Raw genomic sequence first — 14,565 nt, forward strand, 5'->3', positions numbered from 1 at the left:
CGTAAAGAAAAGGAAGAACTTCTGGAATCTCATATGTTGTCCATCCACCGTCTTCATCCCTATTTTGGTTATCTGCGTATGCAGTTGCCTTACGTAAGGAAGGCTTCTTGGTCAACCACAAAAAGGTATACCGACTCATGAGAAAATGGGGAATTCAGTCGGTTATCCGGATCTATTTAACAATGGAATCGTCGCTTGGCGTCTTTCACAGCGAAACGATCTTGCCCTCGTTAACGAAACACTAGATGCACTAAGTAAGGACGTAAATATAGAGGGGGTTATTCTCCATTCAGACCAGGGTTTTCAGTATACCTCGAAACCGTTTAACCGCAAGCTTAAAAGCTCGGAATCCTTGGAAGCCATTCCAGGAGAGGAAACTGTCTAGACAATGCCTGCATAGAGTCCTTCTTTTCTCACCTGAAAACAGAAAAGATTTATTTAAGCAAACCCGAAACCTTTGCTGAGGCAGAACAACAGGTATGTGAATATATCTCATTTTATAACCAAAGTAGATTCCAGAAAAAATTAAACAACCGTTCCCCGGTTGAATACCGAGAAACGGCTGCTTAAAAGTGTCTTTTTAGTCCTGTCTACTTGACAGGGGTATGACCACAAAGCGGTGTTTTTATTTTAAGCTCTCGCAAATGATTATGACAAATTCCACTCATATGTAAGCTCAACATGGTCAACGCCCCATGCACTGCTGCGGTATTCCTTCTTAAATCTGAAACCTGCTTGTGTATACATATGAATCGCATGTTTTTGGTCTTCCGTTGTTTCCAGATAAACTTGCCGATAACCTTTTTCCCTGCAATACTGTGTCGCTTGACTCAGCAGCCTTTTCCCAAGCCCCATTCCTCTAAAGTCAGGATGTAAAATAAACCATCTCAATTGAGCTTTTTCTGATGTATGGCCGATAATCGCAATAGCGCCAATTATTATTCCGTTTGCTTCAGCAAGCCATATCCTGTCTTTTTCCGGACTATAGTTCTCCAAGAACTCATAAAAGGTTTTGCAGACATAGCCTTCAAATACATGATTGTATCCGCATTCTTTGGCATATATCCAGCCGTGCAGGTAAATCAGATAACCAATATCTCCAGCTCTAATCTCTGAACGTATGCTAATTTTTTCTTCTGTGGAAACAGGGTTGTCAGTGAGAGCACTTTCGATCATCTCCATGCCCTCCACAAGCTTTTTTTGGTTATGTACTTGCAGTTTGTCAACCATTTGGGAAATTTGTTGGTCGGAAAGCGCGTCCAGTCTGGCAAGCGTCTCCCGTCCTTTATCGGTGAGATAGAGAAAATATAATCGCCCATCCTCAGCAGACCGCACTTTGTAAGTCAGGTTAAACGCCTCAAATCGTTTCATCATCCTACTTAAATAGCCTGAATCCATTCTTAGGGCTTCGATTAACTTTTTCGACGTACAATTCTCGATATTATTCAGTTCGTATAATACACGAGCTTCAGATAGAGAAAATTCACTATCCAGCAAATACTGCTCTAACAGTCCAAGAACATTTGTATAAAAACGATTGAATTTTCGAATGGAATGAACTATTGACGTGTAAGTTGAATTCATAAAGATACCTCCTGAAATTACTATTTGGAATATTATGATAATGGAGATATCTGACAAAGTCAATTATTTTATCTGACTTAGTCAGGTATTTAATTCGTTCCACTCCGCCCTTCCAGAAAATCATCATCATGAGATCGGAACTACTAAAGAGCTTTATATGTACGTGACGCTTCTGACAATTCGACAGTATAAGCCCGCTGTCTGTTCAGCGAGAAAAGCATTCTGCCAGTTTTATTCATATCACTGACGAAAAGGACAACATCTGGTCAGGCATCCGAGTACGTCAGTCCATTGTTCACAGAAAGATAAAAGCTTGAGAAACGATCTTTTGAAAGCAGGTTGTTTCTCAGGCTTCTTACATTTTTCGCAACCTTTGTTGCAGCTACTACAGAATCCGGATTTATTGCTCCGGTATAGACTTTTGCGCCTCTTTTTAAAAGCTCAAGAGCTAAATGCTTTCCAAGTCCCCGATCCGCTAGGCCTATTCCAGCCTTGAAACTGACCGGGTCCGACGCAAGAGAGCTTCTGTCTATGGAGCTGATTTTCATAACGTCATTCACTGTCAATAGTACTTTTCCTCAGCAATTCGTTGGAGTTCAGATATAGGTAGTTTGAAAAAAACAGTCAGGACAGATACGCTCTGTTCCTGACTGCTCTTTTTGTTAACTAGGTCTAGCTGCGTTCGGTACGAACTTAACCGATTACGACAAATGAGGATACGCCAGCAGGTACGGATCTAACGCGGAATAATACTCCATCATCTCTAAAAGTACGCAGAATATAAGGCTGGTTCGTAGGTGTGCGGACTCTGTTGAATCGGGCAGTACCAAAGCGGTCGAAGCCTGCAGCTTGAACAAAGGTTCCATCTAAACGCCGGAGTGTTGCAAAAAATCCAGACGTGTTAAAAGGTACACCATCATTGTTAGCCCAGATAACTGTAAATCTACGAAGGGTTTGTGTTGGACTCACATTGCGATATCTCGTAACAGGAACCTTTCTGCCCGTAGATTTCAGCGTTTGTGGAGGACGAATGGCCACTTCAAATCAACTCCTTTGTTGTGATGAGATAGTAAATGCACACAAAGGAGCTTTGGACCGTGCTATAAACTACGGCTTCCTAAAAATAGGCATATATTGAACTTGGGACATATTATGCCCACTCACGCCGTAGCGTAAAGAGGTCTTTTAACGCGTCTGTAGACAGCTCAGTAATCCAGCCCTCGGTGCTGGTGATAATTTGGTCGCTGAGCTGCTGCTTGCTCTCCAGCATCTCGTCAATGCGTTCCTCTAGCGTACCCAACGAGATAAATTTGTGAACCTGTACATCCTTGGTTTGTCCCATTCGGTAGGCTCGGTCTGTAGCCTGATTTTCAACAGCTGGATTCCACCAGCGATCAAAGTGAAAGACGTGGTTGGCAGCTGTCAGGTTGAGACCCACCCCCCCGGCTTTGAGCGATAAAATAAACACGGACGGCTGCTCGTCAGGAGAGAGCGTATGCGATTGGAATTGGTCAATCATTCGGTCACGTGCAGATTTGGATGTACTGCCATTCAGATAGAGCACAGGTTCTTGGAGCTCCTGAGCGAGTACCTGCTGGAGCATCTGACCCATACCAATATACTGCGTAAAAATAAGGCAGCGCTCGCCCTCTTCCCGCAGCTCCTTGACCATAGCCAATATGCGCTCCAGTTTGGATGAACGGCTAATGACTGCTTCAAGATCGGGCTGACTATAACCAGAAGCTGCTGCATCCAGAAGCGCCCCCTTGGTTAAAAGAGCAGGGTGGTCACAAAGCTGCTTCAACTGGGTCAGAGCTGACAAAATAGCTCCTTTGCGCTCGATCCCCTCCAGCTTCTGCATCCGTTCCATCAGTTCTTTAACAATCTGATCATAGAGCGCACCCTGCTCGGAGGTAAGGTGAATGTATGTTTTCATCTCGTTCTTGTCAGGCAAATCAAGTTGAATCGCAGGGTCCTTCTTTTTGCGCCGCAGCATGAAGGGCTGAACCAGCTTCTGCAAATCCATCGTGCGGTGCTCATTATGTTCTTTTTCAATAGCATTCATAAAGCGATTGCTAAAGGCGCGTGAGCTGCCCAGATAACCTGGATTGATAAAATCATAAATGGACCATAGTTCGGACAACCGATTTTCAATAGGTGTTCCTGTCAACGCGATACGATGACGTGCAGGGAAACTGCGCACAGCTGTGGATTGCTTGGTTTGCGCATTTTTAATGTTTTGCGCTTCATCCAGACAGATCGAATCCCAAGTCATGCTTTGCAGCAGCTCTTGATCCAGAGTTGCTGTAGCGAAGGAGGTCAGGATGACATCGGCCTGCTCGACTTTTTCGCGGAACAAGTCTCCTTGTTCCCGCTTGCTTCCATAGTGCAGCATGACTCTTAATGAAGGAGCGAAGCGGCTGAGCTCTTTCTGCCAGTTGCCCAGCACCGAAGTCGGGCAAATCAGCAACGAACTGGAGCGTACACCCGTCTCAGCGGCAATTTCCTGTAGGTGCAGTAAATAAGTAATAAACTGCACCGTTTTGCCGAGCCCCATATCATCGGCCAGACAGGCGCCCAATCCGAAGCGCCGTAAAAAGGCAAGCCATGCGTATCCGTCCCGCTGATATGTCCGCAGCTCGGCTTGCAGTCCATCCGGCACGTCCAGAGCGGGCCATTCCGATTGCCGTCCGAGCTGGCTGATCAGCTTCAGTAGATGAGCGTTCAGCTCTACTTCCAGTCGGAAGCGTGCCGGGTCCTCCGGCTGCTCGCCTGAGGCATCGCCTTCAGGCTCGTCGGTGTTGCCAAGCAGATGCAGCTGCAGAATGTCCTGAAAGGACAATCCCTGAGCGCTGTCGATTCCGTCCATGGCGCGGCGGATTTGCGCCAGCAGCGCAGGGTCGAGCGCGATCCATTGCCCGCGGAAGCGCACCAAGCGCTCGTTGCGAGCCACGAGCTCGGCGAATTCCGACTCGCTCAGATCGGCATCGCCGATGGCCACACGCCAATCGAACTGGACAATCGAGTCCAGTCCGAACAGCGAGCTGCCCTTCGAGCGCTCTCCCGCTCCCTCGCCGGGGCGAACCTTGGCCCGCAGCTTTGGCTTCTTGCGGGTGGCTGCCTCCCACCAAGCCGGCAGCAGCACCTGCCAACCACTTTCCAGCAGACGTTGGCTGTCGGTCGTCAGGAATTGCCACGCTGCTTCGTCGGAGAGCGGGCGACTCAGTATGCCATCGCGGCTTCCGGCACGCTGCCCTGCGGGCAAAATAGCGGTCAAGCGTTCCAGCCATCCGCCTGAGCGCTCACGCACATGCACCGTCCACGCATCGGGCCATGAGCCGGATGCATATCCATCATCGGCGAGCTGTACAGGCACCAGCAAGGCTGGGTCCTGCTTGTCCTGCAACACAAGCTTGAGCTTCCAAGATGGCTCGTCGTCCTCCAGCTCTGGCTCCAGCAGTTGTAGAAGCGGGCGAAATGGCGCGGTATCGGCCTTCCATCCAATGGCGATAAGCCAGACTTGGGCATCCAGGCCCGCCGCAGCCTGTCGATTGGGGGCGAAGAGAACCGGATACTCTCTTCGCAAATCAGCGGCTTCCGCTTCAGTGCCGTACCAGCGCTGAAAAACAGCGGCCGAGAACGCCGCTACCAGCCCTTCGCGCTCGTTTTCATCCAGGTTGTCCAGCAAAGCAAGCTCTGCCGGTTGGATGTTTTCCAATGCTTCTGCATCCCACTTCCATTGCAGCTTCCCTGCTTGGAATGACGTGAAGTTGGGCACATAGGCTTTCGTTTCAATACAGTGAGCCAATAGAGGGATCAGCCGAAGCCACGGGGCATTGGCCTCGTCCCAGATCCATTCGATATGCTGTAGAAGCTCCTGCTCTGCCAGAAAAGGAATTACTTGCTCCGAGGGCAGCACGATAATATCCGTGTCTTGAACATGCTGAATCTCCAGCTCGGTGCCATAAAATGAAGCCTCATGCCAAGCAAACAAACGCTGCTTCAACATTTGACCGGAAATGCTATAGTTCATGGAGGAATCGCCATAGATCAGCGCGTCCCCATAGGTAGTTAATTGAATATGCACCGTAATCGTTTCGGTATATTGGCTCATGATAACAATTTCCCTTTCCGCAATTCCTCCTGCAGCGCCCGCAGGCGGCTGTGACGGCTGGTAAAGGTCGTGAAGAACAGCCCCCAGCGTGTTTCTTGCTTCATTTTCTTGTACAGCTTGAACAATCGTTTTAACAGCTTAACCGCTGCTTTATAGCTAGATCTGTTTTTTTCCAGCACATAACGTTCTACCGCTTGATGGTAAAAGGGCAGCAACAACTCAGGCGCGTTCTTTTCAATAGGTTGCAGCACGCTCACCCGAAAACTTAAAGGTTCACTGCGTATGCTTAGCTGATAGTCGATCCATTGCCGCCATTTTTCATGAGCAAGTAGAGCCTCTTCATACATTCCACCCGCAAATGGAAGCATACCCTTCAGCGTGTCCCACATGTCCTCCTCTGCTTCTGGAAGGTGCTGCAAAACCAGCTTCCAATCATGCATATAATCCTGTAAATGATCATCCCGATGACTGTGAAGGAGGGGGCCGATATGTCGCAGTCCGTTTTTGAGACGTACCCAATCTTCGGCCTGTCGCAACGCATGTAGGAACAACAGCAATTGGCTGGAGGAGATTTTTAGTGGAAAAGCCCGTTCCGCCTCCTGTAGCAGTTCCCAGGCTTTATGATCCTGCGCTTGGTAAACATACATCCAGCTCTGAGCCAGCATCCACGGAAGCCGTGCCAACCGTGCACTATGCTCCTCCTCAGCTGCATGTAAATGCTGTAATTCCTCCGTATATATATTGGAGTCCTGCCTTGCAGGATGCACCCAGTACAGCCAAAACTGATAATACGCGTCTGAAAAATAAGTACCGTTCCGCGACTCTGTCAGCATTCTTCGGCGCAAATAAGCTAAAGTTTCTGCCATACGGGCCTCATGCATCGGTTCATCAGTCAGCTCCAGTGGACTTTCAAAATCACGCTCAATCGCTTCTTTAAGCTCATCTGCGGCAATTTGTGTGTAGTATCCCATATAGGTATGAGTAGGGTAACCCGTCACGGGGGTCTGAGGCACCAGCTTTTCCAACACACGCAGATGAGCATGCAATCCATATAGCTGCTGCATGCCAGATGAGAGCTGCGGCTTTACGGCATAGATCGAAGCTAAAGCACTTTGGACATATTGAGAATTTTGGGTGTGTACATGATTAAGGGCGATACACTGATCAAACAGATCATGCCATTCGGAAACGGGCATGTCCGGTATGTTGCTTGCTGTTTTACTGAGAGCATCTCGTGTTGTTTCCTTGTGCTCCAGCGAAAGGTTCGACCGGAAAGCAGTTGGGGTACGGGTGTCTGCTTTTGCAGCCAGCCGAGTGAATCCCGCCGAATGAGCGTTCACTAATGCATGAACGGAACGTTCCTGTTCATTCGCGTAATTCAGCAATACGGCGATCATATGCTTGCAGTTGATGCGAACAGGGCATGTACATCTGCTAGCAGCAAAAGCACTCAAGTGGAGATCCACTTCGTAGAGCTCATTCCCATCCACGACAGCCGCAATATGGTCAGCATCAGGCATTGCGAATTCTTTTACCTTTCCCTGCTTAAAGTACTGAAAACCTCGTTTGATTGTCACATCATTAAAATGGTCAGCCACGTTTTGAATGAGCTGCTGCCACTGTATATCATCCATAAGATAGGTTGGTTTCATATGCAATAGTCTCCTAAGAGAGAATAGTTGATCTGGAAGTAGCTTAACTCTTCCATTATATCAGTTCACGAATGTAATTGAGTGGAGGGGGAGTTGGAAAATTTCGAGGAATAACCGCTGGCTAAAAAGTAAAACCCCTTACGCTATAGCATAAGGGGGGAGTCATTGGCAAGAGCGAGGAGATACCCTTTACTGTTTTCCATCCGTTTTTTCTGTTCGATGGAAGACCATAGAGATGACAAGAAGCACCGAAGGTACTGCTGCACATACAACAATTCCAACATAACCTATTATTTTATCGAAGTTGCCTATTTCAATAAAATTTTGGGGATACATGCTCAGGCAAAATAATATAATTAACGGGAGATAACAGATATACTTGTTCCACTTCTGGGTGAGCTGGCTGATTCCAGTAACAATATAGAAATAATAATTTGAGGCGGTCATGAAGATTTTGATCGTCCACAAAATGATAAATAATATTTCAAATCGTTCCAGGAACGCACCGGGGAATTCAATTTGCTGTGCAAAAGAAACGACGGGCCACTGCAATCGGGAAACTTCTTCTACTGACATACAGCCAATGACCATCGTTACCATTAAAATATACAAACCCATTGCAATCGAGTAGCCAATCCACCCGGCCTTCCATGCTTTTTGTGGGTGGGTCATCACATTAGTTAATATAAGGATCGATTCAAAACCCATTGTAGAGAAAGGTATAACTTTAAGTGATTCAAAGATCGGACGCCAACCTTTATGAAAAACAGGGCGCAAATTATCAAGATTAAAATGGTTGATATTAAGAATGATCAACAATAAAAAAACAATAAAGGTTAAAGGGAAAAAAAGACTCGATCAATCGCACCATTGCATGGAGACCGCCCCAGGTCAAATACCCAATCAGCAGAAGAAACGGCAAGAGAATCATGCTTATCGGGGTTCTCTCCAGTGCAAGACCTTTGAGGAATTCCGCCATCATTCTACATACAAGAGAGCAGATCATCGTGCAAAATACAATAAATGCGATATTGATCAGAAAGCCGATGAATTTACCTGCAATCACAGGATTGAACTCATAGAACGTCTTCCCTGGAAATCTATGGCACAATTTAACGTGGATAAAAATGACGCCGATCCCAAGCAGAGTTGCCAGCAAAAGTCCCTGCCACACGTCGGGTGTTTGCGTCTTCTCCGCAATGGTTCTTGGTAAACTGACAATACCCACAGCATACACAGTCGAAGTGACGGTGAATAAGGCTTGCAGGGTAGATATTTTCTCCTGTTTCATGGAAGGTATGTTAGACATTTACTCACCCTCTTCCTTTGAATAGGCACCAGTTCGCTCTATCTGTACTTTAGCCTTAACATCGATCGGTATTTGACTGAATGTGTCTTGCCAATTTTCCTTTACCCGATCCCAGTAAGCGGGATAATTTACTTTTACTTTTGTGCCAAAACCGACTACATCTGCTCTCATTTCTTTCTGGAGTGTGTTTAGCGATTGGGATACGGTCTGTTTGATTTCATCCTGCGCCTCTTGTTTGGCGGTTTGGATGAATGATTCCTTCAGGAAGTCTTCAGAATTAACCGTGCTTTCGTTTAGTTTGATATCTGTTTTAATACGAACTGTGAATGAGAGGTCCTGCCCGTTGAGGTGGGGAATAAGTTTTGTATGGACATCCTCAACTTCAAAGACCATAGATTGATTTGACTTTGAGCTCTCAGTTCTAATAATTGAACCCTTCGTTTTTCCCAGCATCCAGTTGATTCCGATGACGTCCTCTTCGTCCAGCCAATAAGCAAATTTCTTCGTTTTGCCGCGGATCAGAGCTGCACCTGAGAAGTGGTTGCCTCCACCGGTTTCTAGGCATTGAATGAGGAAGTCAGCTCCTTGTGAGATATGCGTAGAAATTTCCCCTAATGTTATTCTATAAGGTATTTTTGAATTTAAATTGCTGTTTTTAGCCAATGCTTCAAGGTCAATAGAAGGTATCTCTTGATGTTTGCCCATCTTATTGAGCGCATCTTTCGCATTGTCTTTTACGATCATAACAAGTGATTTTCGACTTGGTTTATAGGAGCGAGTAAACGTATCTAACAACTGATCGATTCTTCTTTTTTGTATAGCTTGGTCACTAATCAAAATCAAGCGAATAAAACTATATAAAGGAGCACGAGATACCTGCTTAGCCTGTTCCCTGGAAGCAGACTGGATGGAATCTTTATTGAAGGTTGTTACGTTGCGATACATATTTTTTCTGGATTTCTGCGCGATTAAGTGCTGGTAGGTAAGTTCCAGCATATCCTGCTGATCCGTATCAATGGCGACGCCTTGAATAATACTCAAGTTATCGATCTCTCTGCTATCCCAACAACCGGTGAGGAGAGTACACGCGATCCATGCGGCAAAGCATTTTTGTACCCATAGGGTGCGACGAAACAGAAGGCCGTAAGAAATCATAGTTTTACTTCCTTTTCCTGTTAGAGTGTGTTTCGTCCTGTGTTTTTAGCATCATAGGACGTTTTCTGAGATATTTATAAGGAACCCGAACCAAGGTGTCTTGTTGATCTCTTAGCCGAACAGGGGCTAGGGGTGACATGTAAGGAACACCAAAGCTCTTGATCTGGACCATGTGTACACCTAAACAAATAAAGGCTAAAATTACTCCATAAAGCCCAAAAACCCCTGCGATCATCATAATGGGAAAACGAAGAAGCCGAATTCCGATACTGCCGCTGTACTGCGGGCTTGCAAAGGACGCAATGGCAGTAAGACCAACAACAATAATCAGAAAAGCACTTACAACCGCCGCCTCGACAGCTGCTTGTCCAATAACAAGACCGCCTACAATACCGATGACCTGTCCTATCCCTTTGGGTAGCCGCAGACTGGCCTCGCGCAATATTTCCAATGCCAATTCCATAATTAAAGCCTCCACAAAAACGGGAAAAGGGATTCCCTCCCTTGAGGCAACGATAGATATGACCAGCTCAGGCGGGATTAATCCAGGATGGAAAGAAATCAGTGCAACGTACAACGAAGGTAGGAATGTTGCAATGAACAAAGCCATTAAACGAAGCATGCGGAAAAATGTCCCTAAGGGGAAACGCTCATAATAATCTTCTGGCGATTGAGCCAGCATCCAGAAGGTCATGGGAGCAATTAGGACAAAAGGGGTGCCATCTAGCATAATGACAACCCTCCCTGACATTAAGGCCGTTATAGCTTTATCCGAGCGTTCAGAGGCTTGAATCTGGGGAAACGGAGACCATGGATGTTCCTCGATCCATTGCTCAATAACCCCGGTATCGGAAGCATCATCCACATCAATCGTTTCGACTCTTCGCTTAACTTCTTGAACTAGCTCCGGATTTGCGATATCCGATATGTACAAGATTGCTAATTTACGGGAAGATCTCCTTCCTATGGTTATTTTGTCTATTCTGAAACTAATATCTTTGATGTGCCTTCTAACCATTGCCAGGTTGCTTTCCAAATCCTCAATAAAACCTTCCCTTGGTCCTCTAACCAAAGTTTCGGTGCTGGGTTCCTCAACACTTCGCGAAGGAAATTTGCCTGTAGAAGCAAAAAAAACATCATCAGTCCCTTCGATCAGCAGACAAGTATATCCCGATAATACTTTGCTTACACACGTCTCAAGGTCTGTCCCTTCTGTCATATCGATCGTAAATGCTGTCTGCTGTATCAACTCCTCCTTTATTTTGTCAGGATTAACTGGGGAGTGGTTTTCACGGATTCCAGTTAAAATGAGCGGCTTGACGATTTGTTCGTTAATCATACTTGTATCCGCAATACCGGAGAGATAGATCATAATGACATGAATTCCCGTTTGGCCTACATTCATTTTTTTGAAGACGACATCAGGAAGATGACCCAGAGTCTTTTCAAGATAATCTAATTTTGCCTCGAGTGGTCTTGCCAATGACGTTTCCCCCTTCAAAAAGCTTAAAGCATGATATGCATGTAATATGTGTAAAATAGTGATAAATATTCATTGATCGTTTTTCCCAGCAAAAGCAAAAACGAACACCTAATGGTGTTCGTCTTTAGTCATACATAAGGCTATATGAACTTAATCAGAATGGGATCATTTTTTGAACTCGTAAAAATGTTCCTCCAGCATGCTCAAGGAAAGCTCGGCTGTAGTGGCTACCACGATATCTGCACCTTGCATTTGCGAAGGTGTTCCTACACCGACCGCGAACATCCCGGCACCCTTGATCGCCTGTATGCCTGCCTGTGCGTCTTCTATGCCGATACAGTCGGCAGGCTGAACGCCTAGATTCGCAGCTCCGGCGAGGAAAATTTCCGGGTCAGGTTTTCCATGCCGAATGGCAGTAACATCTACCACACTGTCAAAATAGTGCGCTAGCTCCAGCCGATCCAGTATAAACGCTGCATTTTTGCTCGCAGAGGCCAGCGCGATGCCAACTCGGGCTTCACGCAGCTCCTTCAAAAGCGCTTGAATGCCCGGAAGAACGTCTGAGGGAGTCAAGGCTGAGATGAGCCGCTGATACTCGGTGTTTTTTTGTATAGCCAGTTCTTGCTTGCCTTCTTCTGATAACGTATTGGACAGGTTACCGCGTGCCAGTATTTTGTCGAGCGATTCCGTACGGCTGATTCCTTTTAACTGTTCATTAAATTCCCGATCAAAAGGGATGCTGAGCGCTGCTGCCAAGCTACCCCATGCCTGAAAATGATATTCGGCGGTATCTGTAATGACTCCGTCCAGATCAAAAATAACTGCTTTCATTTGCTTTCCCCCTGTCTGGTCCATTTATGAAGCACTGCTCGCCATTAACGACTGCCCACTGGTAATATGCGTTGGCTGTCCATACAGCTCCAGCGTCAGCGGTTCTCCGTCCAGCAGGGTAATGATTACTTCACCCTCCTGTACGAGAATACTTAGCAAGCGGCCGCGATAGTTGATTTTAAACGTATATTTGTTCCAGTCCTTCGGCAGAAAAGGAGAAAAGCTGAGTGTTTCATTATAGGTTCTCATCCCGGCAAATCCCTGTACAATCGCCAGCCAGCTTCCTGTCATGGAGGTGATATGAAGTCCGTCTTCGGTGTCATTATTATAGTTATCCAGATCCAGACGGGCCGTCCGTTTATACATTTCGACTGCCTTATCCTCCATTTTGAGTTCAGCGGCCAGCACGGCATGAATCGAAGGAGACAGACTGGATTCATGAACGGTCATTGGCTCGTAAAATGCAAAATTGCGTGCTTTTTCCTCCAGCGTGAACTGGTCTCCAAAGAAATAGAGCCCTTGCAGTACATCCGCTTGCTTAATGAAGCAGGAACGCAGGATTTTATCCCAAGACCATTTCTGATTAAGTGGTAGATTGCTAGGATGCAAAGTGGATACAGGCTGCAAATCTTTATCCATAAAGGTATCGTGCTGTACGAAGACGCCCCGCTCTTCATCATAAGGATAGTACATGTTGTTAATGATATCTTGCCAATGTGCACGCTCATCAGCTGTTACGGCCAGGCGCTGCGATTTCTCAGTCGAAATTTGAGGCAAGACTGACAAAGTATATTTCAGAACCCACGCAGCCAGCGTATTGGTATACCAGTTGTTATTAACGTTATTTTCGTATTCGTTTGGCCCGGTAACCCCGTGGATCATATACTGCTGACGGCTCTTGGAGAAATGAACTCGATCGGCCCAGAAACGGCTAATTTCGACCAGTACGTCGATCCCGTAGTCATGCAGATAGGTCAAGTCCCCCGTATAATTGGTGTAATTGTAAATGGCATAGGCAATTGCACCGTTACGATGGATTTCTTCGAAGGTAATTTCCCATTCGTTATGGCATTCCACGCCTGTAAAAGTGACCATAGGATACAGTGCCCCGCGAAGCCCTTGCTGGGTTGCGTTATGCTTGGCACCCTCCAGATGTTGATGACGGTACAGCAGCAGATTTCGCGTTACCTCCGGATCGGCAAGCGCCAGATACATAGGTACGGCATATGCCTCTGTATCCCAATAGGTGGCACCGCCATATTTTTCACCCGTAAAGCCCTTCGGCCCGATATTCAGACGAGCATCTTCACCGTAGTACGTAGAGAATAGCTGGAAAATGTTAAAGCGTATTCCCTGTTGGGCCTCCGTATCCCCCTCAATTTCAACATCTGCCTTGTCCCAGCGTCTGGCCCAAGCGTCGATATGATCTTGCTTAAGAGAGGTGTAGCCTTTATTCACAGCTTCTACAGCGATGCGTTCACCTTGCGGAATCAATGCATCCTTTTCCATATCGCGTGAAGTGGTGACGGCTACAATTTTTTGCAGTTGGATACGGTCACCTGGCGAGACGTTGTATTGATAGTGGCGTGCAGCATACAAAAAGCCCTCTTCCGTCGTCTGCTCATATTGTCCCTCGGTTACAATACCCATGGTAGCGTTTACGGTAAAGCGCGGAATACCGAAGGGATTATCTATCGTCGTTGTGGACAGGCTGATGAATTGCTCTTGAACCTCACGGGCCTCTTCCAGCCAAAATACCTCGTCATAATTTGTGTCCTCATTCTTCGTATTGCCGTCCAAATAAGGAACAAGCTCAATGTTTAAAGGCTGATCACTTATATTTTCGACCTGATAATCAATCAGGCATAATTCACGTGTAGTAATGCTCAGAAAACGCTCTGTAGTGATACGAATCTGGTCGTTCACAGTACAAGCGCGCCGCAGGATTCCCTGCTTCATGTCCAGTTCCTGCACAAAATCGCTGATCTGTGCCGTAAATAAGTCCACTTCCTCTTGGTTTACAATCAAACGGATGCCGATGAAATTCATGGCATTGATGACCTTGCCGAAATATTCAGGATAGCCGTTCTTCCACCAGCCTACCTTTGTTTTGTCAGGGAACCATATACCGGAGATATACGTCCCCTGATGATGATCCCCTGAATAAGTTTCCTCAAAATTGCCGCGCATGCCCATATAACCGTTGCCTATGGACGTTAAGCTTTCCTGTAATCGCATGTGTGTGCTATGTAGAGTGTGTGTTGTCAGCTTCCAACTATCTACGTCAAATAATCGGTTGTAAACCATGATTGCGTACCCCTCTCGGAAAATGAGATCGTTGTTTTAACGGAACCAATATATGAGCGAGTTCAGTATATAGTGCAACCGTTTGCCCTGTCAACGCAAAAAAACTGATTTTATGAATATCCATAAAATC

General features: G+C 46.3%; 11 protein-coding genes and 1 pseudogene. 1 reads left to right on the forward strand and 11 read right to left on the reverse strand.

The features are described from left to right. A pseudogene (locus PPM_RS29780) lies at window positions 1–570 on the forward strand (IS3 family transposase); the annotation flags it as partial. A 78-nt stretch (window positions 571–648) separates the two neighbouring features. Here PPM_RS29780 and PPM_RS01460 read toward each other — a convergent pair. The 11 genes from PPM_RS01460 to PPM_RS01505 form a co-directional block, all read right to left on the reverse strand. Further along, complete coding sequence (locus PPM_RS01460) at window positions 649–1,584, reverse strand: bifunctional helix-turn-helix transcriptional regulator/GNAT family N-acetyltransferase (RefSeq protein ID WP_013368925.1); 936 nt, start codon at window positions 1,582–1,584, stop codon at window positions 649–651. Window positions 1,585–1,850: 266 nt separating this feature from the next. Further along, window positions 1,851–2,150: a hypothetical protein gene (locus tag PPM_RS29785; protein ID WP_013368926.1), complete on the reverse strand. Its 300-nt coding sequence runs from the start codon at window positions 2,148–2,150 to the stop codon at window positions 1,851–1,853. Window positions 2,151–2,277: 127 nt separating this feature from the next. Beyond that, window positions 2,278–2,622, reverse strand: a complete 345-nt coding sequence (locus PPM_RS01470; RefSeq protein WP_016820169.1) for a hypothetical protein — start codon at window positions 2,620–2,622, stop codon at window positions 2,278–2,280. Between the two features lie 112 nt (window positions 2,623–2,734). Beyond that, window positions 2,735–5,698 carry a DEAD/DEAH box helicase gene (locus PPM_RS01475; protein ID WP_013368928.1) on the reverse strand — a complete coding sequence of 988 codons (2,964 nt, stop codon included), beginning with the start codon at window positions 5,696–5,698 and terminating at the stop codon, window positions 2,735–2,737. Continuing rightward, complete coding sequence (locus PPM_RS01480; protein ID WP_013368929.1) at window positions 5,695–7,350, reverse strand: SWIM zinc finger family protein; 1,656 nt, start codon at window positions 7,348–7,350, stop codon at window positions 5,695–5,697. The genes PPM_RS01475 and PPM_RS01480 overlap by 4 nt, the downstream gene beginning before the upstream one ends. A 189-nt stretch (window positions 7,351–7,539) precedes the next feature. After that, window positions 7,540–8,169 carry a GerAB/ArcD/ProY family transporter gene (locus tag PPM_RS29790; RefSeq protein ID WP_014599388.1) on the reverse strand — a complete coding sequence of 210 codons (630 nt, stop codon included), beginning with the start codon at window positions 8,167–8,169 and terminating at the stop codon, window positions 7,540–7,542. Next, window positions 8,153–8,659, reverse strand: coding sequence for a GerAB/ArcD/ProY family transporter (locus tag PPM_RS29795; protein ID WP_014599389.1), 507 nt, complete (start codon window positions 8,657–8,659; stop codon window positions 8,153–8,155). The genes PPM_RS29790 and PPM_RS29795 overlap by 17 nt, the downstream gene beginning before the upstream one ends. Next, complete coding sequence (locus PPM_RS01490; RefSeq protein ID WP_013368930.1) at window positions 8,660–9,814, reverse strand: Ger(x)C family spore germination protein; 1,155 nt, start codon at window positions 9,812–9,814, stop codon at window positions 8,660–8,662. Window positions 9,815–9,818: 4 nt separating this feature from the next. Next, window positions 9,819–11,297 carry a spore germination protein gene (locus PPM_RS01495; protein WP_013368931.1) on the reverse strand — a complete coding sequence of 493 codons (1,479 nt, stop codon included), beginning with the start codon at window positions 11,295–11,297 and terminating at the stop codon, window positions 9,819–9,821. Between the two features lie 165 nt (window positions 11,298–11,462). Further along, window positions 11,463–12,128: a beta-phosphoglucomutase gene (gene pgmB / locus PPM_RS01500; protein WP_014599390.1), complete on the reverse strand. Its 666-nt coding sequence runs from the start codon at window positions 12,126–12,128 to the stop codon at window positions 11,463–11,465. A 24-nt stretch (window positions 12,129–12,152) separates the two neighbouring features. Next, window positions 12,153–14,435 carry a glycoside hydrolase family 65 protein gene (locus PPM_RS01505; RefSeq protein ID WP_014599391.1) on the reverse strand — a complete coding sequence of 761 codons (2,283 nt, stop codon included), beginning with the start codon at window positions 14,433–14,435 and terminating at the stop codon, window positions 12,153–12,155. Window positions 14,436–14,565 lie beyond the last annotated feature (130 nt).

The sequence above is a fragment of the Paenibacillus polymyxa M1 genome, from assembly GCF_000237325.1.
Taxonomy (GTDB): domain Bacteria; phylum Bacillota; class Bacilli; order Paenibacillales; family Paenibacillaceae; genus Paenibacillus; species Paenibacillus polymyxa_C.